Below are 22,074 nucleotides of genomic sequence, written 5' to 3'. Positions count from 1 at the left end.
AAATTATGGCAGAATTTGTTACACTTCAAGAAAATCCAAAAATTAAAGAGTATCAGGAAAAACTCCACGGCTTGCGCTCAGACGGTGTAAATAAAATTGCAGAGATAAAGCAGGCTATTGCAAAAGTCAAAAAAAATCCGATGATTGAATACGACAATAAGCCTCAAATTTTGTCTGACTACAAAAAACAGCTTGAAGAGGCTAAAGCTGTCGCAAAGAAAAACGAAGCGCAGGACAAAATTCTTACAAAAGAAGCTGTCGCCTACGCAAATTTGGCTGCAAAAGACTACATAAAAACAGTAGATGCAACCGAAAATGAAAAAATAAAAATTGAAAAAGCAAATTTTGACCAGAAAATTCGAAAAATAAAGGCAGAAGGAAAAGCCCGAATTGAAAACGCAAAGTCGCCGTCAGAAAAGGAAACCGCACGATACGAACTCAAAACTTCGCTTTTTGACGAAAAAAATAGAAGCCAGACGATAATTGAGCGTTGCCGCGATGCGAAAAAACAGGCTTTTACGGATCACGTTACAATTAACCGTGGACTGCGCAACGAAAAATCAAGTTTTATTGAAGATGCTCAGCTCGGCTTTATAAACTACAAAAACAGTTTTAAACTTTCAAAATTCTTTTTGGACAATGGACTTTACATTGCAATTGCAATTTTCTTTGTTGTCTGTATTATAATTGCCCCTGCAATCGGAGCAGGAAACCTTTTGACTTTGCCAAATATCTTTACGATTCTTGAGCAGTCTTCGACAAGAATGTTCTATGCTCTCGGAGTTGCCGGTTTGATTTTGCTTGCTGGTACAGACTTGAGCGTCGGACGAATGGTTGCTATGGGTTCTGTTGTAACTGGACTTATTCTGCATCCAGGAACGAACATCGTAAAATTCTTTAACATGGGGCCATGGAACTTTACAGCGCTTCCGATGGGGGTCCGCCTTATTTTTGCTTTATTGCTTTCTATTCTGCTTTGTACGGCATTCTGCGCATTTGCAGGTGTATTTACGGCAAAACTAAAAATTCATCCGTTTATCTCTACACTAGCCTCTCAACTTATAATTTACGGACTTTTGTTCTTCGGAACAACTGGAACTCCGGTCGGTTCAATCGACTCTTCTGTAAAAGATTTAATCGGCGGCCGTTGGGTTTTGGGAATTATAAACGGTGAGCTTGTTACTTTCCCTAAACTGATTATTCCTGCAATAATTGCAATTATAGCTGCATGGTTTATCTGGAACAAAACAACTTTTGGAAAAAACATGTACGCAGTAGGAGGAAACTCGGAAGCGGCAAGTGTTTCTGGAATTTCGGTTTTCTGGGTTACAATGGGCGTATTCATTATGGCAGGGATTTTCTACGGTTGCGGAGCATTTTTGGAAGCATTCCGTGCAAACGCAAGCGCGGGAACTGGCCAGGGCTACGAAATGGACGCGATTGCAGCCTGCGTAGTCGGTGGAATTTCGTTTAACGGCGGCATAGGAAAAATTGGAGGGGCCGCAATCGGTGTTGTAATCTTTACAAGCCTTACCTACTGCCTTACGTTCCTTCATATCGACACAAACCTTCAGTTTGTATTTAAGGGATTGATAATCATTGCGGCAGTTGCGCTTGATTCAATTAAATACTTGAAGCGCAAGTAATTAAATCTAAGAAAATTTTGTAAACTTTTATAAATGAAACTAAAAAGCGGTTTGATTTTTAAACCGCTTTTTTTATTGCTCTGTGTAATTTTTTTATTCAAAATCATAAAAATTCAAATTGAAATTTTATGTTAAATTAAAATTTTGTGTTATAATAAATTTTGGATATACATATTTTATTTGGCGCAATTATTTATGGAAGAAAACAAAATTTTAACCTTTATTCTGCACAAAAAAGCAATTTTTATTTCGATTATTTTTACGTTTATAAGCATTTGCGGTCTTTTAGGCTCATCAGTAATCATCGTATTTAAAAATAAAATTTCCCATTTTTTTACGCAGGAAGTTCAAATCGAAAAAGAAAACCGCATTTTTCGCACAGAAAATCCTGTAAAACAGCCGGAATGTACAATCAACATGAACATTCCATTGAGAAGCGATGGACTTCTAAACTGCTGGCAACAATCAGACTCAACATGGGGCTCTCAATATGACATCTATATTTACAATAACACAGCAAAAAAAATGCAAAACTGGGTTCTTTCGCTTACAGTTCCAAAAAATGCAAAAATCGATAGCTGCTGGAACGGTTTTTATACGATAAAAAACGGAACTATAAAAATAAAACCTTCAAAAATTGCGCTCAACGACGAAGTTTCTCCTAAAACATTTTGTAAATTAGGATTTGTTTTGTATACAGATGAACTTTTAACAGAAAGCAGTTTTTCGCTGGAAACAAAACTCATTGAACCGCTTTTCTGCAACAAAAAATTCATATCTTTTACAATATCAACAATTCTCGGTCTCATTTTTCTTATATTGACAGTCATAAACTACAAAGTCGTAAAAAAACAGCAACAACAGGCAGAAAAAGAAATCTCAGAAATTCTAAAATTATGCGCCCGATTTATTGATACACGGGACAAATACACACAACAACACTCTCTAAACGTTGCAAAATATTCAAAATTACTTGCAGAAGAACTCGGTTACAGCAAAGCTTTTCAGAAAAATATTTATAACTGCGGAATTTTGCATGATGTCGGAAAAGTTTTTATTTCGCAGTCAATATTATGCAAAAACTCAAAACTGAATGATGAAGAATGGGAAGAAATGAAAAAACATACTATCTATGGAGCAGAAAGCTTGAGAGGCTTTAAAGAAATAGAAAACGTAACTAAGGTTGCACTTTATCATCACGAACGATTCGATGGGAAAGGCTACATGGAAGGCTTAAAAGGAGAAGAAATTCCACTTGAAGCACGAATAGTTTGCGTCGCCGACTCTTTCGACGCAATGGCAACTGACAGAGCCTATAGACCTCACCTTCCAAAAAACATAATAGTTTCAGAATTAAAAAAAGGTGAAGGAACTCAATTTGACCCAAAAATTGCGCAGGCCATGCTGAACCTCATTTCAACTGGAAAAATAAAAATCTAAACTGCATTAAAATTCAATAAAACAAAAAGCGGCCTGACATTTTTCATCAGACCGTTTTTTGTTTTTAAATTTTCTCCTGAAAAAACTGCTCCTTTAGGTTTTTAAGTTTTTAACCTTCAAAATTACTTAAAAATAAGCTCTTTTCCATCAGAAGAAACATTTATCACGCTGCCTTCGCCAAACTTTCCTTCCAGAAGCTCTTTTGAAAGAGGGTTTTCAACCCAGGTCTGCACGGCTCTTTTTATTGGGCGGGCACCAAAGGCTGGATCATAACCTTTTTCTGCAATAAAGTTCACAGCAGAATCATCAAACTTAATCGAAATTCTTCTGTCTTCAAGGCGCTTTGTAACCCTTTCAAGCTGAATTTTTACGATTCCGCCAATGCAACTTCTGTCAAGACGGTTGAACATTACGATTTCATCAATACGGTTCAAAAATTCTGGTCTAAATGTTGATTTTAACAGTGAATCAATTTCGCCTTTAAGTTTTGAACTATCCGTTTCGTTATTTTCTCCAGCCTCAAGAATCAAATTGCTTCCGAGGTTTGAAGTCATAATGATTATCGTATTTTTAAAATCTACTACTCGTCCCTGTCCATCTGTAAGCCGCCCATCATCAAGAACCTGAAGAAGAACGTTAAAAACATCTGGATGAGCTTTTTCGACTTCATCAAACAAAATTACGCTGTACGGCCGACGACGAACTGCTTCTGTCAACTGTCCGCCTTCATCGTAACCTACATATCCTGGAGGTGCGCCGATAAGACGGCTCACACTGAATTTTTCCATATACTCGGACATATCAATTCGGGTAAGGGCTTTTTCATCGTTGAACAAAAAATCAGCCAAAGTTTTTGCAAGTTCAGTCTTACCTACACCTGTCGGACCAATAAACATAAAACTGCCAAGCGGTCTGTTTGGATCGTTAAGCCCAGCCTTGTTTCGTCTGATTGCGTCGCTTACAACTTTTACAGCTTCGTTCTGACCAATAACGCGTTTATGCAAAACATTTTCGAGCTGAACATATTTTTGCTTTTCACTCGTCATCATCTTGCTTACAGGAATTCCTGTCCAAACACTTACAACTGAGGCAATATCTTCTTCCGTAACTTCCTGCCGCAAAAGAGATTCATCAGCGGAATTCACTCTTTTTTCGTCCGCAGCCTGACTTTCTGCCAGTTGTTTTTGCAGCTCAGGAATTATCGAATATTTGTATTCAGCAGCCTTTGCAAGATTTCCTTCTCGTGTAAACTTTTCCTCTTCAAACCGGGCATTCTCAAGTTTTTCCTTAAGGTTGCGCGATTTATCAATCTGGGCTTTTTCGTTCTGCCATTCCAGTTTCATAGAATCGCGTTTGTTCGTAACATCCGCAAGTTCCTTTTCAAGTTTTTCAAGACGTTCAAGGCTCGCCTTGTCATCTTCCTTGGAGAGCGACTGTTTTTCAATCTGCAACTGCAAAATTTTTCGCTCAAGCTGATCAAGAGCCGTCGGTTCGCTTTCGATTTCCATTTTTAAACGGCTTGCAGCCTCGTCAACAAGGTCAATTGCCTTGTCTGGCAAAAATCTGTTTGTTATATAACGGTTAGAGAGTTCTGCAGCAGCAACAAGAGCTTCATCATTGATTTTAACACCATGATGAATTTCATACTTATCTCTCAAACCGCGCAAAATTGCAATCGTATCTTCAACAGTCGGCTCAGCGCAATAAACCTGCTGAAACCTTCTTTCAAGCGCGCTATCTTTTTCAATGTATTTGCGATACTCGTTCAAAGTAGTAGCACCGATTACATGAAGCTCTCCACGGGCAAGCGCCGGTTTAAGAAGATTAGAAGCATCCATACTACCTTCGCTCGCGCCGGCGCCGACTATAGTATGAAGTTCATCGATAAACATTATTATCTGTCCTTCGCTCTTTGAAACTTCAGTAATTACAGCTTTAAGCCTTTCTTCAAACTCACCTCGAAATTTTGCACCGGCAACAAGGCTTCCCATATCGAGGCTCAAAAGACGCTTGTTTTTCAAACTTTCAGGAACATCGCCACTTGCAATACGACGCGCAAGACCTTCGACAATTGCTGTTTTTCCGACACCAGGTTCACCAATCAAAACAGGATTATTCTTAGTCCGTCGTATCAAAACCTGCATTACACGGCGAATTTCCTCATCGCGTCCAATAACAGGATCAATTTTGTCCTGTCTGGCACGAGCCGTCAAATCCGTGCAGTATTTCTCAAGCGACTGCATTTTGCTTTCCGGATCCTGGCTGTCAACAGTCTGATTTCCACGAACCGCCTTTAAGCTTTCAAGAATCGCTTCCCGAGTAACTCCATATTTACGCAAAAGTTCCCCAGTCCGGTCTTCACTTTCGCTCATAGCAAGCAAAATATGCTCAACCGAAAGATACTGATCTTTAAGAGAAGTCATTTCCTTTTCCGCCTTCGCAAGAACTTTCTGCGCTGCAGAAGAAAGACTAATCTGAACATTTCCAGTAACCTTCGGATACGAACTCAAAAGATTTTTCGCCGCACTGTCCAAATCTCCAGCACTAACCCCTATTCTTTCGACAATCGGTTTAACAAGCCCATCTTTTTGCTCAAGAAGCGCAATTAAAAGATGTTCAAGCCCGATTTCCGCATGATCATTTTGCTGAGCAAGGGCGCTGGCTTCCTGGAGAGCGTCCTGTGCTTTTAATGTAAACTGATCAAAATTCATTTTTCGCCTCCAAAATTTTTTATTTACATATCTAAAAACTTTTTAAGAGAATTTTTTTGTTCTTATAATTTCAAGATACTCAAAAAATAAAAAAAAGGCAAATAAAAGCAGCACAACTGCTGCAAAAAAATCATTTTCTATTCATAAAAAACATATCTCAGAATTTCCGGCTATCCGCCCTTCGCTAACGCTCATTGCCGTTCCGGCAACTCCGGGGCTCCTATCCGGGCTATAAGCCCGGTCGTGCGCTTTAGCGCACACGAAAAATAAACGGGTTTTGCGCCAAGCAAAAGCCGCAGCATGCGGCAGCATGCAAGTATCCGGGCTATAAGCCCGGCCGTGCGCTTCTCTTAGGCTTCCGCTGAGTCAACCGACCCAAAATCGCAGATTACGTCGAATATAGTTGCGTGCTCCAAAAGCTCAAGATTTTTTCTGATTTTTTTAAAAATCTTTATTTCTCCAAAACCTGTTCCGCCACTGCATATTTCGATTAAGTCCCTTCCGCCTTCCAAAAGTTCATAATTTTTTATGAGCATTTGTGAAGTCCTGCAATAAACATCAACATCGATTACATATTTTTTCCAATGAACACTCACACTCCAGTGAAGTTTTTCGCCATCGGCATCTATTGGCATCTGAGAGCAAGAATGAATTTCAGAATACTTATTAAAAATTCCTTTTCCACTCAGAGAAATTTTTCTTCCTTCAAGCTCGACAAAAGCCTTCAGTTTTTTTTCAAATTCGCCTTCAATACAAAAGCAGGATTTTCCCAAATTTTTTCCAGAAATTGAACTCGTAAAATTCGTCGATGAAAGATGGAAATAATTTTCAATCAGTTTTTCGCCCCAGGATTTAGAAATATAGCCGGCAGAACTTCTAGGAACAACTGTGTATTCCGTTCCGTTTAATTCAACAACTCCTGCAAAGACTGTTTTTGCGCCAAGTGGAATCCATAAATCATTTTTATTTTTATACAAAGGAGCTGATTCAATAGTCTTTTCAAAGTGCAGATTCCATTTCATTGTTCCAGCCGAACACAAAAGCTCCGGTTTTTCGGACAAATTTTCTTCTGTAACTTCTATACTGCCGGAAATCAAGTCTTTTCCAAAAATACAATTTTCCAATTTAAAAGACTGATCAGATTTTATGAAATTAAGTTTTTCCGATGGATAAAAACAGTTGAACTGCCTGCCGTTTTCTCCATAAAAACCAGCTTTTAAAAGAGCATAACTTGGAATAAACTCCTCTTCTTCATTCGCTTTGCTTGCGGCTAAAGTTCCTGCAAGCGCGTACTGCAAATCAGAATCAGAAATTTTTAATTGGGATTTTTGTGCTATTATCGCTTTTTTAGGCGAAATCAACGGATTTACATAATACAATTCAACAAAAAAGGCCTTTTGTTCTCCTGTTGCCCTGTTGATTCCTGTAAAAACATAACGCCACCATTCAAAACCTTTACGGCGCAGTTTTCCTTTTAGTAAATAATTATCAAAACGATTGTATTTTTTTGATGCCGCCATTGCACCCGCCTTGCCAAACAAGAATTTTTTCATTCTTCTATATAAATAAAATTTCGGCAAAAACGGATTTCTGATTTAGCTTTATTTAAAGATTTTATTTAAAGATTTTATTTAAAGATTTTATTTAAAGTCTTATCAAAATCTTCCTTTTCCTGAGGAAAATTGTCATCAAGATATTCAAAACAATTTACGGCAGCATTTTGAACATGTTCATACCAAATTTTATATAATTCAGGTTCAAAGTTTTCACTTGGATACGGCGCTCCCTGAATATCTGACACGAGCTGTCTTAACATTTTTATACAAGTTTTATATTTATGATTCATAATAAATCTCCCGTATGTTCTTATTATAATGGTAAAAATATCTTTTCGCCACCTAAATCATCATTATCAGGTCCGATTATAACACGATATTTTATTTTTTTTGAAAACTCTAAAAGTTCATTAAAACCTTTTTTTAATTCTGCTGGAGTGCAGTGCAAAAGTTCAAGAATTTTATTTTCCCGGTCAACATCGTCAATTGCATACAAAGTCCGCAAAAGCTCAATGCTTCCGCGTGCACGAGGTGTTTTTGGTACAACAAAATGCGAATAAGTTCCCATTACGGCTTTTTCTGTTTCGTCCTGATTAAAATCAATAAGCGCCGCCTCTTTTAGACAGTTTTCAAAAACATCAGCTGTTTTTTGAGGTGCCGGATCCCGATAAGAAGCAAACAAAAGATTTCCAGTAATTGAATCAATGTCACAAAAAGCGCCGTATGCGCCGCCGATTGTCCTGACTTTTTCCCAAAGAAGAATATTAGAAAGCCAATGACAGCAGATTTCAAGAATTGCATTTCCTTTTTGACCGTAAGCAATCGTTTTGAACGCCTCTCCTGCAAAACCAACAAGGCTTGGAATCACAATTTCTTCATCTCTGGAATTTTTTAGACTTTTTTTGCTGTCTAATTCTGTTAATTTTACAAAATCTTCAAGGCTATTTTCTGCTGGAGATTTTAGGGCGCACAGTCCAATTGATTTTACAAAAGCTGCGATAAGTTCCTTATTTTTTTCAATGGTCTCAGGTTCGGCAGTCACGTGAATAAAACCGCCTCCAGATTTTATTTTCCGTAAAATTTCATTAAAGACGGCAGAATTTTTTTTCGGATCAGCCTCAGCAAATTCATGAAGGCAAAAAATCTGGGTTAAACCGTTTAAAATTTCATCAACCGCAGAAACCTTAGAAGCTTTTCGCAAACATCTGAGCATTGCATATTGATGACCGGCAGGCACAACGCTTGAATCAAAATCATTTCTCGTTTCAACCGCAATATCTTTTAAACGTTTATAATCGCTAAAATCAACTTTGTTTATGTTGTCCGCAAAAAGCCCAAGTCCTTCTTTTAATTTTTCATCAATTACCTTAAGCTTAAAAACAACCCAATCGCGTGCCGTAAAATTGTGTCTTTTTCTAAAATCGGCATTGTTTTTTGTAAGCGGAGTTTCGCTCGTCAAAATAGAACAGGTAATTCCACCTGTAGAAAGGGCTGTTTCGGCGGCAGCTTCGCTCCAGTCAAGTTTTCCCCAGCCACAGTCGCATACTGTTTCTGCAAAAAGAGAAAGATATTTGTATTTGTCAGAAGTTAAAACATCGGCCGGAAAACCAATATCGACATAAGTAATGCCGTTGGTATTTTCTCTGCTTTCAAAATAATCTACAGAAGAACCGTCTTTTCCTTCGAGAGTTTTGATTTTAAGCGAATAACTGTCAGAAATTCTCTTTCCTTCAATAATAAAATCGCTGGGACGAAGGTGTGGCAGGCAAGAAGTATCGTCTTTTTTGCTTTGAAAAGCATGAAGTTCAGCATTTTCGTTTTTAATGGCTTCCAAAGAAGTTTTTTGAACCAATTCTTTTACAAGCGCATTTTCCTGTTTTGCTCTTTCTGTCGTATATTTTTTTGAAGGAACGATTTCGCAAACAGCAAAACTTTTGTTTTCTAAGAAGAATTTTTTTATCAGCTCTTCAAGATAGCCTTTTTTATTTTGAATTTTCTGCCTTACTTTTTCAAGAACAGTTCTCAAGCGAAAACTGTCTTCGATTTTATTTCCGTAAAGCCAGGCATTTATCGGTGCCATCATCAGCGATTTAGCAAAAGGTCCGTTTTGACGTTCAATTTCCCGGTGAGAAATTTCAAGTCCCATCAAAGTTGAATCAATATCGTCTTTATCAATTCCATTTTCTACGATTTTATTCAAGGTTGAAAAAACGAGTTCTTTTACTTTTTCGGCGCTGTTTTTCTTAACACCACGCAAACCGACTGTAAAAAGAGTATGAAAAAGTCCGTCAAGTCCCATTCCAGGAGCAGTATCTTCGCCAAGCTCACTTTCGACAAGAGCCTTTTGGAGCGGAGAGCCGTCATGGTTTAAGAGAACGCCTGTCAAAAATATTTTTTCCATATTTTGTTCGGCATTTTTTGATTCTCCCAAATCCCAGGTAACGTAAACAGTGCTTTTCTTTTCTTTTTCTTCGCCAGAAGGTCCGGTTGTCTTTACAAAAAGCTCATTTTCAATTTTTTTTGGAGTTACATATTCAATATGCGTTTTTAAAATTGAATTTCTTACTTCATCTGTCCATTCATAGTCAGGATTTTTTTCTTCAAGCCTTGTCAAAAAATTTTTTTGCAAAAAATCCAGTTGCTTTTCTGTCGGAATATTTCCGTACAAAAAAACAAAACAGTTTTCTGGCCTATACCATCTTTTATGAAAATTTTTGTATTCTTCGTAAGTTAAAAAAGGAATTTTTAAAGGATCGCCACCAGAATCTTCTTCATAAATTGAATTTTTCAACAAATTTCTTACAGGAACGTCCATTGCAACCGATTCAAAAGACGAATAAACGCCTTTCATCTCGTTGTAAACAACTCCCTGAATAGAAGGATTTCCATCTCCGTCAATTTCCAGGCGATGGGCTTCCTGCGCAAAGATTTCAGGCGAAAGCCTAGGGAAAAAAACTGCGTCGGCATAAACGCTCATCAAATTAAAATAATCGGCTTCGACAGTCGAACTCGCAGGATAAACCGTTTTATCTGCATAAGTTGCGGCATTCAAATAAGTTTTTACGCTCTGATTTGAAAGCTGTGTAAAAGGATCTTTTAGAGGATAACGCTCAGAACCGCACAAAACGGAATGTTCCATTATATGGGCAGCGCCGTTTCCCTCAGGATTTGGCGTTCGAAAGGTAAAAGAAAAAAGATTTTCGGTTTCATCGTTAACAAGGTGCAAAATCTCAAGCCCTGTTTTTTTATGCCGCAAATATATTGCCGTTGAATGATAGTCTTTTAATTCAAAAACATTTAAAATACAAAAACCGTTATATTCACTTCCCTTTTTAAAAATCTTTATATCAGACATAAATTTCGTCATCCCTTCCTTTTATAATCAATTTTCCTTCTTCCCAGGCGCGTCTCATATAAGAAAAAAACAAAGAAGTCGCTTTTTCAACATCGGTTTTTCGCATTGGACTTCGCCTTTCTTCTTCGTCAAGAATCATTTTTCGACGGTTTTCTGACACGTTGAATAAAATTTTATTTCTAAAATCGTCTTTTTTGCAGTGAATTACAAATGCAATTTCTTCATCCTGCATCTGCTGTAATTTTTTTTGAATAAATTTGTCGTCAGCATTAACAATATCATCAATTGTAAAAAGCCTTTCCCTCAATTCTTCGCTCAAGAGAGGATCTGAAGAAGAAATTTTATCAAGAAGTTTTTCTTCGTTTGCACTGTCCATCTGCTTTAAAATCTGGGCAAGCACGTTCTTTCCGTCAATTGAATCAGATTTTTCTGTTACAAGCGAATTCATTTTTTTAAGCATTGCTTCGTCAATTCTTGCAACAATATCCGGATTCATTTTCTTGAGTTTTGCCAGATGTAAAATCAATTCCGTTTTTTCTTTTTCGGGAAGCGAATTTATAAACTGGGCGGCTTTTTTTGGCGGAAGGTTAGAACAGACAAGAGCGCGAACATTTGCGCTTTCGTCTTTTAAAAGCGCGGAAATTTTTTCGCTGTCCGCTTCGCTCAGATAATTGAACGGTTTTCCATTTTTAAAAGGAACCGCTTTTTCTAAAACTTCGCCCGCTTTTTTAGCGCCAAAGGCTTTTTCAAGAATATTTCTGGCAACATTCACTCCGCCGTCTTCGCGGGCGCGTTCCGTCAAAGATTTAAATTCTTTTAGGATTGAAACCGCTTCGTCTTTTTCGACTGAACGAATTGTCGCAAGTTCAGGAATTATTTTTTCAACTTGATCTGACGAAAGGTGCGGAAGAATTTTTGCAGCTTCATCAATTCCAATAAGCATTAAAAACTTTGCAACACGCCTGTAAACGTTGTCTTTTCCGTCTGGAGAAGGCTGCTGAACAGGAACTTTTAAAAGCCCGCCGTTTTTAATAGCATTTTTCGAAGCAAAGTCCGAAAATGATTTTTTTTCGGAAACTGGGTTAAAGTTTTTTGGAAATCCAGTCGTTGAAAAATTTTCACCGGAAAAAGTTTTTCCGGCTTTGTCGGCTTCAGATTTTTGAACCACCGGATTTGAATATATCCGTTTTGGATTAAAAGGCTTTACCATTTTTTTTTCGTCTTTTAAGCGGTCAGAAAGCACCATATCCGCAACAGACTTTTCAGAGCCGGAATTTCCAGCAGAATTTTTTAAATAAGCATTAAGTTCAAAATCTGAAAGTTTCATTTATTTCTTTTTTCCGAGATAGGCCTCCCGTACAGATTCATTCTGCAAAAGTTCTTCACCGCTACCCTCTAAAACAATCGAACCAGTTTCAAGAACATAAGCCTTGTCTGCAATTTTTAGAGCCATATTCGCGTTCTGCTCAATCAGAAGAATCGTCACTCCGGCCTTGTTGATTTCTTTTATTATATCAAAAATTTGCTGAACGATAAGAGGGGCCAGCCCTAAAGAAGGCTCATCCATCATCAAAAGTTTAGGCCGGCTCATAAGAGCACGTCCAACAGCAAGCATCTGCTGCTCTCCGCCAGAAAGTGTGCCTGCATACTGCCAGTTTCTTTCTTTTAGACGCGGAAAAAGCGAATAAACCCATTGCAGGTCTTTTTCGATTTCAGTTTTATCTTTTCGTAAATAAGCACCTATACTTAAATTTTCCTTTACGGTCAAATCGGCAAAGACATGTCTTCCTTCTGGACTAAGGGCAATTCCCTGCGAACAGATTTTATCGATTTTCATTCCAGCAAGCTCAGTTCCGCCAAATTCAATAGAACCGCTTTCTGCCTTTACAAGTCCGCTGATTGTACGCAATAAAGTTGACTTTCCGGCACCGTTTGCTCCAATCAGTGTAACGATTTTTCCGACAGGAACCTGAATATCAACACCACGGAGGGCTTTTATTCCGCCGTAAGAAACATGTAAATTCTTTATACTAAGCATTTGAGTCCTCCGATTCTCCAAGATATGCGCTAATAACTTCCGTATTATTTTGAATTTCTTCAGGAATGCCGCTCGCAATCAGCGCTCCAAAATTCAAGACATAGATTCTGTCAGAAATATCCATTACAAGATCCATATGATGTTCAATCATAAAAACAGTCAGATTAAATTCATCGCGAATTCTGCGGATAAATTCTGTAAGCTCGGCGGTTTCCTGAGGATTCATTCCGGCGGCAGGCTCGTCAAGCAAAAGCAGCTGAGGTTCTGTTGCAAGAGCGCGCGCAATTTCAAGACGGCGCTGTAAACCGTAAGGAAGAGATGTACACATTTCGTCTTTTACTTCGTACAAACCAAGAATTTTTAAAAGCCGCTCAACTTCTGCCCTCTGTTTTTTTTCTTCTTTTAAATTCAGACGGAAAGTCGCAGTAAAAATATTGCTTGTACGGCGCAAATGCATTGCAATCAAGACATTGTTAAAAACGCTCTGGCTTTTCCAAAGGCGAATGTTCTGAAAAGTACGCGCAATTCCGAGTTTTGTAATTTTGTCCGGAGTCGGTTCAAGATGACCGAGATACTGGCCTTTTTCGCTTCCTGCGTAAAGTTTTTTCATTTTTCCGCGCGGATGATTTTCCACGATTTTTTTCTCGTTAAAATAAACCGCTCCGTTTGTAGGAGAATAAACACCCGTAATAACATTGAATGCTGTTGTTTTTCCGGCGCCATTCGGCCCTATCAAAGAGACAATCTCGCCTTTATTTACTTCAAGACTGAGAGATTTTACGGCAACAACACCGCCAAACTGCATCGTAATGTTTTCAAGCTTTAAAACGTTCTGAGCCATTACTTCGCCTCCGCAGTTTCTTTTTGCTTGTTAATTTTTTTGTTAAAAAGCTTAAATCTTAAATTTTTAAGAAATTTTATAATTCCGCTTATACTAAATTCATTTTCGCCCATAATTCCTTTTTGATAAAAAAGAACAATCGCCATAATCGCAATTGAGAATACTACTTTTCTAAATCCAGGCCTCAAAAGAGGAACAGTAAATGAACCAATCGTAACCGTTCTGTCCAAAAAGCGAAGCCACCATTCAGAGCAAGCAATAAACAANNAAACAAAAATGAAGAAATACAGCTTCCTGTAATCGATCCCATTCCGCCGATAACAACAATCAGCAAAATTTCGTAAGTCAGAGCAGATTTAAACTGACTTGCCTGAATCGTTGTCTGAAACATTGCCAATAGCGCGCCTGAAATTCCTGCAAAAAATGAACTTACCACAAAACTCAACTGTTTGGTCTGTGCAAGATTTATTCCCATCGCCTCGGCTGCAATTTCATCATCACGGACAGCCTTAAAAGCACGCCCATAAGTAGAATTGATTAAAAGCATTATGATCGCAATACAAATCCCGGAAACAAAAAAATAAAATATGCAGCTCTGAAAAACCGGATATTTTCTCAAAAGGTTAGAACCGTTCGTAACCGCGCCAATTTTGTCCCATTGAAAAAGCGCCCTCACGATTTCGGCAAAACCAAGAGTTGCAATAGCAAGATAGTCGGATTTTAAGTGAAGAACAGGCAGCCCAATTAAAAAAGCGAAAAGAGCGGCAACAATTCCAGCCAGAATCAAAGCAACAAAAACCGGCAAAGTAAACTGAATCAAACCGCCGTCAAAATACTGATAAACCTGAGCCCTTGCAGCAACAGGAATCGTAAAAATTCCATAAGTATACGCTCCAAGAAGCATAAATCCGGCCTGGCCAAGACTAAAAAGTCCTGTAAAACCATTAAGAAGATTCATGCTTACGGCAACAAGAGAATAAATTGCGCCTTTTTTAAGCACAGTAAATAAAATTGAAGTTCGAGGCAAAACAGCTTCAAGAACAGCAAGCACAACAAAAAGAATGCCAAGCAGACAAAAACCGGCAATCAAGTCCTTTTTATTTTTTAAATCATTTAATTTTAACAATTTATTTTGCATTTTCATTCCCGCACTAAACTTTATCAGTTTTCTTTTCGCCAAAAATACCGGTCGGCATAAACATAAGAACAATAATTAAAAGGACAAAAGTAAAAGCATCGCTAAAAGTCGTCCATCCGATTCCCTTTATAATATTTTCACAAATACCAATTATAAAAGCGCCAATTACAGCTCCAGGAACAGAACCAATTCCTCCAAAAACAGCCGCAACAAATGCCTTTAAGCCAGGCATTCCGCCAACAGTAGGCGTAACTCCAGGATAATTAGAAAAAAACAGGATTGAACCGACTGCTGCCAAAAAAGAACCGATAACAAAAGTTGTGCTTATGACAGAATCTATTTTAATTCCCATAAGCTGGGCAGTTTCAAAATCTCTCGAAACAGCACGCATCGCCATTCCAATTTTTGTTTTTTTAATCAAAAGTACAAGGGCAAGAACAAGAAAAATCGTCAAAAATGGAGTAATAACCGTAACGCGCTTTGTAATTGCGCCGGCAATTGTAATAGAATCAGAAATCCACGGAATAGTAGGATATTTTTTTAAAAGACCGCCAGTAATATAAAGGGCAATATTCTGCAAAAGATAAGACATTCCGATTGCCGAAATCATAATCGACATACGAGGCGCATTTCTCAAAGGTTTGTATGCAATTCTTTCAACCGAAAATCCAAGCAAAACAGTAAGCACGACAGTAAAAACAACAGCAAGCCACAAAGGCAAAATTGTATAACTATAAACCATTATAAGCCCGGCAGCCATAAAAACATCTCCGTGCGCAAAGTTAATCAGTCTCAAAATTCCATAAACCATCGTATAACCAATGGCAATAAGCGCATATTGACCGCCAGTCGAAACTCCTGCAAGAAGATACGGCAAATTACTCTGTAAAAAATCCATTTATTCTTCCATTGTTTTTAATTTTTTGGGGCTGTTTCTGCGCAAGCACAGAAAACGGGCTGTCCAGGGTTTCATTCTAAAAAAGTCAATCCGCATGCGAATTGATTTTTTTAGAACGCTCCGCGCCCTTACCATCCCTCAGCCAGACTGAACTTGCAAAAAAAATACTTTTCAGCCATACCAATATTTTATCATAAAAAAACATCTGCAGTTTTATCAGTTTATGACAAACTCTTGCAGATGTTTTTTGTTTTATTAAATTATTTTACGCTCTGCTGAGCAACAAAATCCCATTTTCCAGTCTTTGTGTTTACCTTTTTAATATAGGCAACATCGCGTACTGCGTCTCCAGCTGCATCAAAAGCAATGCTTCCAGAAACTCCCTTGTACGAAGTTTTTGGCAAAGCAGCTTTTACAGCGTCAGGTTTTATAGAACCAGCATTCTTAATCGCTTCAAGAGCTGTGTAATAAGCGTCAAATCCCATTGCAGAAACAGCAGCAATTTCATCATCACCGCCGTTATTTGTTTTTGCAGTAGCATTTGTGTTGATGTAGTTGCGGAATCCGTTTACAAAATCAACAACCTGAGGATCATCAGAGCCTTCAACAAAGAATGTCGTTACATAAATACCGATGTTTGTTCCTTTTGCAGAAGCCAAAATAACGTTAGAATCCCAGGTATCGCTTGCAAGAAGTGGAATTGAAAGTCCCTGAGTATTTGCCTGTTCAATAATAAGAGCCGCAGCTTCAATAGAAGTTGGAGTAAACATTACATCTGCGCCGCAGTTTTTTGCATTTGCAACATAGGCCGCAAAGTCGCTTGTACCGTCAGGGAATGTTTCATAAACAACTTCAATTCCGAGTTTTTTTGCAGCCTCAATAAAGTAATTGCACAATCCTACAGAATAGTCATCGCCAAGTTTTGCAAGTGCATAGGCTTTTTTAGCATTAAAAACAGACTTTGCAAGATAAGCGTGAACTGAGCCCTGGAACGGATCAAGAAAGCAGATACGGAAATAATGGTCATTTCCAGCAGTAACCTGAGGGTTTGTACAAGTTACTCCAATTGCAGGAACACCAGCCGAAGCAAAAGTATCAGAAGCTGCAATAGATACTCCGGAACCATAAGAACCCAAAACTACAGAAACACCTTTAGAAATAAGTTCTGAAGCGGCAGAAACAGCCTTATCATTTGAAGACTCATTATCAACAATTTCAAGCTGAACTTTGTATTCTGTTCCGCCAATATTTACAGTCGGAGTAATGCTGTTTGCATACTGAATACCAAGAGTCTCCTGTTTACCACCGGCACCATTGTCGCCAGAAGCAGGTTCAAAAACACCAATTTTAACAGTAGGAGTTTTTTCTCCACAGCTAACCAAAAGAGCAGCCGACAAAACGCCGGCTAATGCAACAAGAACACTTTTTTTCATTTTAATACCTCTCACAAAAAAAAGACCTTTCTATTATACTATCAATTTCCGCCTAATTCAATTTAAAAACAAAAAAGGCCTGCATTTTTTTATAAAACACAGACCCCTTTGTCTAAAAACTAAAATACCGGATATTTAATTCAATATATCAAATAAAGAATAAAACCACAAGTTTGAATTAGAATTTTCCGTCAATTTTTTCAATACATCTGTCGCCAAAATTATCAATCAAAACGGCTAAAAGAGAAAAAACAACAGAAGAAACTAAAATCAAAACAGCGCATATAATTCCAAATAACATAATAATCTCCAAATCAAAAAAAAATTAAAAAATTCAAAACTGCAAAATAAAGATTTTTTGCAGGCTAAAAAAAATTACTTAAAAAACACAATGCAACCAACAGTCATGACTGCAAAAATAACAAGCACAATAATAAAACCCATCATATAAAACCTCTGAGAAAAATTTAAAATAAGGTCAAAATTATGATTTTTACGTTTTATTTAGACGACAGTCTGAAGGAAAATAATGTTTTGAATTGATTTTGGAAGAAGAAGCACCCGAAAAGTGCTTAAAGAAATATTCGATGAAGAAGAAAGAAAAGCGGAAGAAAATCCTAAATCTTCAAAAAGAAGATTTCCTGAAAAACCGCCGAAAGATTCAGTTTTCTTTTGCGAGCGTGAAAATGTACGCTCGATTATTTTCGCTTCATTTACAGACGCGGAAATGAATTCTTGCGACGGAGAATGAACAGCGATGATTTTTACATCGTCAGATGAAGAAAAAACCGCTTTCTGTGTACTTATTCCCGCATATGAAGAAAACAAAGCGAGAAATGAAAATACAATGTACAGAAAACGGCTTTTCATAATTTTTACTTTTTATGAATTTAAGGCGATTTCGACGAGCTCAATCACCGCAAATCAAATTGTTAAATTAACGCAATCCGCCATAAGTTGCGATTGATTTTGCCTTTGCAAAATCACAAGCTACATGCGACGGAACGAAGCGACTAGCGAAGTCCGCCGTATGTAGCGATGAATACTCCGGCTGCCATTGCAGTTCCGATTACACCAGCAACGTTCGGTCCCATCGCATTCATCAAGATGAAGTTTGAAGGGTCTTCGCTCTGCGCAACCTTATGCGCAACGCGGGCTGCCATTGGAACAGCAGAAACACCTGCCGAACCGATGAGAGGATTGATTTTCTTTCCTTTTGGAAGGAAAACGTTCATCAATTTTGCCATCAAAAGTCCGCCGGCTGTTGCAACTGCGAAAGCTACAAGACCAAGAACAATAATTCCGAGAGATTCTCCCTTGATGATTTTTTCCGGTGTCATCTGAGAACCTACACCCAAAGAAAGGAGAATTGAGACAATGTTCATCAATTCGTTCTCCATTGTCTTTGAAAGACGGGCAGCCGCTCCAGACTCTTTTACAAAGTTACCGAAAGCAAGCATACCGATAAGAGGAGCCGCCGGAGGCAATAAAAGGATTGTCAAAACAAGAAGCATCAATGGGAACAAAACTTTTTCTGTCTTTGAAACCTGGCGTGGGTTTTCCATGTGAATCATGCGTTCTTTTTTAGTTGTAAGGAGCTTCATAATCGGAGGCTGAATCATCGGAACCAAAGCCATGTAAGAGTAAGCCGCAACTGCGATTACGCCCATAAGCTCAGGAGCAAGTTTTCCAGAAACGTAAATTGATGTAGGACCGTCCGCGCCGCCGATAATTCCGATTGCGCAAGCCTGCAAGATGTTGTAGTTCAAACCGAACATATTCATGATTGCAACGCCGAACAATGTAAAGAATACACCAAACTGTGCCGCGCCGCCCAAAATTGCTGTCTTAGGATTTGCGATAAGCGGTCCGAAGTCCGTCATCGCGCCGATTCCCATAAAAATCAGCATAGGGAAGAACTCGTTTCCAACACCAGCCTTGTAAATAATCGCCAACATTCCGTCTGGAAGGTCGCCCATTCCAGCTCCAACAATGTTTACTAAGATTGTACCAAATCCGATCGGAATCAAAAGAAGAGGTTCAAAACCTTTTCCTACAGCAAGGTAAACGATTAAGAATCCAATCGCAATCATAATCAACGACTGCCAGCCAGGAGCTTTTCCCCAGTCAGTCTGAGGAGTTTCTTTTACTTCCTGCATTACGCCTGTTGGATTAGGATCTACTCTCTGCTGTTTTATCATCTGGTAAATTCCAGTTGACTTACCAATGTTCTGGATGAATTTTCCGACATTTATTTCATGCTCTTCGCCCCAGTTCTCAGTTCCTTTGATAACGCGGTTAAGACCGTGTCCCTCTGGAGCTGGAGTTGCCGGAGCAGTTACAGCTGAAGCTGCATCTTCCGCAGCGTCGCCTGCTGTCTGGGCAAGAACTTTAGAACCTGTGCTCAACACGAAAGCAACTGCCATGATTGCACAAGTAACACCAAGAACCTGCTTTCTAAAATTTTTGTTCAAATCGATCATTTCGTTTAATTTCCTAATAAATCCGTCATTGCAAGAAATGTATCTTACGAGATAATTCTTGCAACAACGATTAATTCTTACTGAATTTCAGCAACAGTCTGTCCGTTAGAAACCTGAGTTCCTGCAGGAACTGTGAAGTGAACTTTGCCAGCCGCGCCAGCTTTGATTTCAAGCTCCATTTTCATTGACTCAATGATGATTACAGTTGTATCAGCCTGAACGCTTGCGCCTTCAGCAACAGCGTATTTGAGCAAAGTTCCAGCAACTGGAGCTTTTACAGCTTTTCCGCCAGCAGAAGCAGCTGCTGCAGGAGCGGCAGCCGAAGCAGGATTTGCGGCAGGCGCAGGAGCAACTTTTACAACTCCGCCAATTGTCGCGATAACCTGGCCGTTTGCAATCTGAGTTCCTGTTGGAACTGTGTATGTGATTGTGCCGTCAGCAGGAGATTTTACTTCAAGCTCCATCTTCATTGACTCAACAATGATGATTGTCTGGCCTTTTGTAACTTTTGTTCCGTTAGAGAAGCACTGCTTGAGCAAAGTTCCAGCAACTGGAGCTTTTACATCTTCTCCGCCGACTGTTGTTGCGGCAGCAGCTGGAGCAGACGCGCTTGCAGCTCCGAATGTTACATTGTAAGGAGTTCCGTCAACAGTAACATTGTCGCCGTTAGCAGTAACCTGATAGCTCTGTCCGTTTACAGTTACAGTGTAAGAGCCGTTTGCAGACTTAGTTTCCGCTTTTGGAGTCTCTTTAAGACCGAATGTCTTTTCTGCGTCAACAGGACCGTTTGCGCGAGTCTCAAAGAATTTAGCGGCAACTTTCGGGAACATAGCGTAAGTAAGAGTATCCTCAACAGAGCCGTTTCCGCCGTTTTTCTTCGCTTCTTCAACCATTTTGTCCCACTCAGGAGCAATGAGGTCAGCTGGACGGCAGTCAATAACTTTGTCCATTTTGTTAAGCTCAAGAGCTTTCTTAACGAGGTCAGCGTTTGGAGCAGCTGGAACTTTTCCGTATTTTCCAACGAGAAGGTCTCTGAATTCCTGAGTAAGGTTGTTGTAGCGTCCGAAGAGAACGTTGAATACAGCCTGAGTTCCGACAATCTGAGAAGTTGGAGTTACAAGAGGAACATATCCTACATCTTTCTGAACGAGAGGAATTTCTTTCAATACATCGTCGATTTTGTCAGATGCGCCCTGCTGTTTGAGCTGGTTTTCGAGATTAGAAAGCATTCCGCCTGGAACCTGAGATTTAAGGATGCGAGTGTCAGCTCCCAAGAATTTTGACTCAAGAGAAGCATAGTGCTTGCGGATTTCGCGGAAGTAAGCAGCAATTTCAAGCAAAGCAGAAATATCAAGGCCTGTGTCGTACTCAGTTCCTTTGAGCATTTCAACAACAGTTTCTGTCGGAGAATGAGAAGTTCCCATTGCCATTGAAGAAATCGCAGTGTCAAGAACGTCAGCTCCAGCCTCAGCAGCCTTCAAGAGGGTAGCAACTGAAAGACCAGTTGTGGCATGAGAGTGAATCTCAACTGGAAGGTCAACCTTTGACTTGATTGCTTTTACAAGGTCATAAGCCTCATATGGCTTCAAGAGACCAGACATATCTTTGATACAGATAGAATCCGCGCCGAAGTCAGCGTATGTCTTTGCCAGGTCAGCGTAGATTTCTTTTGTGTGATATGGAGTTGTAGCGTAAGAAATCGCCATCTGAACGTGCTTTCCAGTCTTTTTTGCGGCTTTTGTAGCGCGCTCAAGGTTGCGAGGGTCGTTGCAGGCATCAAAAATACGGAAAACATCAACTCCGTTGTTTGCTGCTGTCTCAACGAATTTGTCAACAACATCATCAGCGTAGTGGCGGTAGCCAAGAAGGTTCTGTCCGCGCAAGAGCATCATGATTTTTGTGTTCGGCATTGCAGCGTGAAGCTTTCTAAGGCGCTCCCACGGATCTTCATTCAAGAAGCGGATACAAGAATCGTAAGTAGCTCCGCCCCAAGCCTCAGCAGCCCAATATCCGATTTTGTCGATTTTTGGAGCGATTGGCAGCATATCAGCTGTCGTCATACGTGTCGCGTGAAGAGACTGTGTAGCATCACGCAAAACAAGTTCAGAAATTCCAATTTTCTTTGCCATTTTGTCAAATACCTCTAAAATTAGTTTTTATTGCGCAGTGCTGTTGCAATAGCCGCAACAACTGCTTTCTGGTCAACCTGTGCGGCCGCAGGAGCTGCACTTTCGGCTTTTGGCGCCTCTTTGTCAAGTTTGGCCGCATGAATAACTACTCTAAGCAAGTTCATAAAGCCAATCAAGATGATGAGGAAGGCAAAAACGACACACATACCCAGGACAGTAAGAATTGCGCTCTGTCCCAGCATTTCTTGGATTGTCATATTTCCTCCATAAATGAAATATTTTTATTTAAAATGATTGAATATTAGTAAAAGTATAAATTATTGAAAATCTTTATTCAATGATTCCAGACTTGTTTAACGATTTTTTTACACTGCAAAATGAATAAAAAAAGAGGAAAAGACACCTT

18 protein-coding genes are annotated in these 22,074 nt (G+C 39.1%); 2 read left to right on the top strand and 16 right to left on the bottom strand.

Annotation, left to right across the window (positions count from 1 at the left end; genetic code table 11):
- Window positions 1-5: 5 nt before the first annotated feature.
- On the top strand, window positions 6-1,646 hold the full coding sequence (locus B3Y13_RS00835) for a galactose/methyl galactoside ABC transporter permease MglC (protein WP_296669007.1): 1,641 nt from the start codon (window positions 6-8) through the stop codon (window positions 1,644-1,646).
- A 195-nt stretch (window positions 1,647-1,841) separates the two neighbouring features.
- Window positions 1,842-3,086: an HD domain-containing phosphohydrolase gene (locus tag B3Y13_RS00830; RefSeq protein WP_296692071.1), complete on the top strand. Its 1,245-nt coding sequence runs from the start codon at window positions 1,842-1,844 to the stop codon at window positions 3,084-3,086.
- 122 nt (window positions 3,087-3,208) lie between these two features.
- On the opposite strand, the gene clpB is transcribed toward B3Y13_RS00830, so the two are convergent.
- The 16 genes from clpB to B3Y13_RS00750 all read right to left on the bottom strand — a co-directional run bounded on the left by clpB (window position 3,209) and on the right by B3Y13_RS00750 (window position 21,925).
- Window positions 3,209-5,797 carry an ATP-dependent chaperone ClpB gene (gene clpB / locus B3Y13_RS00825; protein ID WP_296022696.1) on the bottom strand — a complete coding sequence of 863 codons (2,589 nt, stop codon included), beginning with the start codon at window positions 5,795-5,797 and terminating at the stop codon, window positions 3,209-3,211.
- A gap of 350 nt (window positions 5,798-6,147) precedes the next feature.
- On the bottom strand, window positions 6,148-7,317 hold the full coding sequence (locus tag B3Y13_RS00820) for a hypothetical protein (RefSeq protein ID WP_296667193.1): 1,170 nt from the start codon (window positions 7,315-7,317) through the stop codon (window positions 6,148-6,150).
- A gap of 107 nt (window positions 7,318-7,424) precedes the next feature.
- Window positions 7,425-7,643 carry a hypothetical protein gene (locus B3Y13_RS00815; RefSeq protein ID WP_296022694.1) on the bottom strand — a complete coding sequence of 73 codons (219 nt, stop codon included), beginning with the start codon at window positions 7,641-7,643 and terminating at the stop codon, window positions 7,425-7,427.
- A 23-nt stretch (window positions 7,644-7,666) separates the two neighbouring features.
- Entirely contained in the window at window positions 7,667-10,708 is a 3,042-nt protein-coding gene (locus B3Y13_RS00810; RefSeq protein ID WP_296692068.1) for an insulinase family protein, read from the bottom strand.
- Window positions 10,701-12,035, bottom strand: coding sequence for a flagellar motor switch protein FliG (locus tag B3Y13_RS00805; RefSeq protein ID WP_296692064.1), 1,335 nt, complete (start codon window positions 12,033-12,035; stop codon window positions 10,701-10,703). The genes B3Y13_RS00810 and B3Y13_RS00805 overlap by 8 nt, the downstream gene beginning before the upstream one ends.
- Entirely contained in the window at window positions 12,036-12,746 is a 711-nt protein-coding gene (locus B3Y13_RS00800; RefSeq protein ID WP_296692061.1) for an ABC transporter ATP-binding protein, read from the bottom strand. It lies immediately after the preceding gene.
- A complete protein-coding gene (locus tag B3Y13_RS00795) occupies window positions 12,739-13,587 on the bottom strand; it encodes an ABC transporter ATP-binding protein (RefSeq protein WP_296667186.1) in 849 nt (282 codons plus the stop codon). Before B3Y13_RS00795 ends, B3Y13_RS00800 begins: the two co-directional genes overlap by 8 nt.
- Window positions 13,587-13,817 carry a hypothetical protein gene (locus tag B3Y13_RS00790; RefSeq protein WP_296692059.1) on the bottom strand — a complete coding sequence of 77 codons (231 nt, stop codon included), beginning with the start codon at window positions 13,815-13,817 and terminating at the stop codon, window positions 13,587-13,589. The genes B3Y13_RS00795 and B3Y13_RS00790 overlap by 1 nt, the downstream gene beginning before the upstream one ends.
- The gene (locus tag B3Y13_RS00785) at window positions 13,772-14,545 is read right to left on the bottom strand and encodes a branched-chain amino acid ABC transporter permease (RefSeq protein WP_422664320.1); all 774 of its coding nucleotides are present in this window, start codon (window positions 14,543-14,545) and stop codon (window positions 13,772-13,774) included. Before B3Y13_RS00785 ends, B3Y13_RS00790 begins: the two co-directional genes overlap by 46 nt.
- A 193-nt stretch (window positions 14,546-14,738) precedes the next feature.
- Window positions 14,739-15,623, bottom strand: coding sequence for a branched-chain amino acid ABC transporter permease (locus tag B3Y13_RS00780; RefSeq protein ID WP_296022688.1), 885 nt, complete (start codon window positions 15,621-15,623; stop codon window positions 14,739-14,741).
- A gap of 260 nt (window positions 15,624-15,883) precedes the next feature.
- Window positions 15,884-17,056, bottom strand: a complete 1,173-nt coding sequence (locus B3Y13_RS00775) for an ABC transporter substrate-binding protein (RefSeq protein WP_296667184.1) — start codon at window positions 17,054-17,056, stop codon at window positions 15,884-15,886.
- 178 nt (window positions 17,057-17,234) lie between these two features.
- Window positions 17,235-17,357: a hypothetical protein gene (locus B3Y13_RS00770; protein WP_296667182.1), complete on the bottom strand. Its 123-nt coding sequence runs from the start codon at window positions 17,355-17,357 to the stop codon at window positions 17,235-17,237.
- Between the two features lie 203 nt (window positions 17,358-17,560).
- On the bottom strand, window positions 17,561-17,926 hold the full coding sequence (locus tag B3Y13_RS00765) for a hypothetical protein (RefSeq protein WP_296022685.1): 366 nt from the start codon (window positions 17,924-17,926) through the stop codon (window positions 17,561-17,563).
- A gap of 143 nt (window positions 17,927-18,069) precedes the next feature.
- Window positions 18,070-19,539: a sodium ion-translocating decarboxylase subunit beta gene (locus B3Y13_RS00760; protein WP_296692054.1), complete on the bottom strand. Its 1,470-nt coding sequence runs from the start codon at window positions 19,537-19,539 to the stop codon at window positions 18,070-18,072.
- A 77-nt stretch (window positions 19,540-19,616) separates the two neighbouring features.
- A complete protein-coding gene (gene oadA / locus B3Y13_RS00755) occupies window positions 19,617-21,668 on the bottom strand; it encodes a sodium-extruding oxaloacetate decarboxylase subunit alpha (protein WP_296692051.1) in 2,052 nt (683 codons plus the stop codon).
- Window positions 21,669-21,688: 20 nt separating this feature from the next.
- Complete coding sequence (locus B3Y13_RS00750; protein ID WP_296667848.1) at window positions 21,689-21,925, bottom strand: OadG family protein; 237 nt, start codon at window positions 21,923-21,925, stop codon at window positions 21,689-21,691.
- Window positions 21,926-22,074 lie beyond the last annotated feature (149 nt).

The sequence above is a fragment of the Treponema sp. UBA7567 genome (assembly GCF_002476655.1).
In the GTDB taxonomy this organism is placed as follows: Bacteria; Spirochaetota; Spirochaetia; order Treponematales; family Treponemataceae; genus Treponema_D.
The sequence above is the reverse complement of the archived record's forward strand: the minus strand, read 5'-3'. Positions and strand labels throughout refer to the sequence as shown.

What these genes read in the sequence shown, in the direction of transcription:
- B3Y13_RS00775 (WP_296667184.1), bottom strand. Translation starts at nt 17,056, where the DNA reads ATGAAAAAAAGTGTTCTTGTTGCATTAGCCGGCGTTTTGTCGGCTGCT.
- B3Y13_RS00765 (WP_296022685.1), bottom strand. Translation starts at nt 17,926, where the DNA reads ATGAAAAGCCGTTTTCTGTACATTGTATTTTCATTTCTCGCTTTGTTT.
- B3Y13_RS00760 (WP_296692054.1), bottom strand. Translation starts at nt 19,539, where the DNA reads ATGATCGATTTGAACAAAAATTTTAGAAAGCAGGTTCTTGGTGTTACT.
- B3Y13_RS00805 (WP_296692064.1), bottom strand. Translation starts at nt 12,035, where the DNA reads ATGAAACTTTCAGATTTTGAACTTAATGCTTATTTAAAAAATTCTGCT.
- B3Y13_RS00815 (WP_296022694.1), bottom strand. Translation starts at nt 7,643, where the DNA reads ATGAATCATAAATATAAAACTTGTATAAAAATGTTAAGACAGCTCGTG.
- B3Y13_RS00780 (WP_296022688.1), bottom strand. Translation starts at nt 15,623, where the DNA reads ATGGATTTTTTACAGAGTAATTTGCCGTATCTTCTTGCAGGAGTTTCG.
- B3Y13_RS00750 (WP_296667848.1), bottom strand. Translation starts at nt 21,925, where the DNA reads ATGACAATCCAAGAAATGCTGGGACAGAGCGCAATTCTTACTGTCCTG.
- clpB (WP_296022696.1), bottom strand. Translation starts at nt 5,797, where the DNA reads ATGAATTTTGATCAGTTTACATTAAAAGCACAGGACGCTCTCCAGGAA.
- B3Y13_RS00795 (WP_296667186.1), bottom strand. Translation starts at nt 13,587, where the DNA reads ATGGCTCAGAACGTTTTAAAGCTTGAAAACATTACGATGCAGTTTGGC.
- B3Y13_RS00835 (WP_296669007.1), top strand. Translation starts at nt 6, where the DNA reads ATGGCAGAATTTGTTACACTTCAAGAAAATCCAAAAATTAAAGAGTAT.
- B3Y13_RS00820 (WP_296667193.1), bottom strand. Translation starts at nt 7,317, where the DNA reads ATGGCGGCATCAAAAAAATACAATCGTTTTGATAATTATTTACTAAAA.
- B3Y13_RS00810 (WP_296692068.1), bottom strand. Translation starts at nt 10,708, where the DNA reads ATGTCTGATATAAAGATTTTTAAAAAGGGAAGTGAATATAACGGTTTT.
- B3Y13_RS00830 (WP_296692071.1), top strand. Translation starts at nt 1,842, where the DNA reads ATGGAAGAAAACAAAATTTTAACCTTTATTCTGCACAAAAAAGCAATT.
- B3Y13_RS00770 (WP_296667182.1), bottom strand. Translation starts at nt 17,357, where the DNA reads ATGTTATTTGGAATTATATGCGCTGTTTTGATTTTAGTTTCTTCTGTT.
- B3Y13_RS00800 (WP_296692061.1), bottom strand. Translation starts at nt 12,746, where the DNA reads ATGCTTAGTATAAAGAATTTACATGTTTCTTACGGCGGAATAAAAGCC.
- oadA (WP_296692051.1), bottom strand. Translation starts at nt 21,668, where the DNA reads ATGGCAAAGAAAATTGGAATTTCTGAACTTGTTTTGCGTGATGCTACA.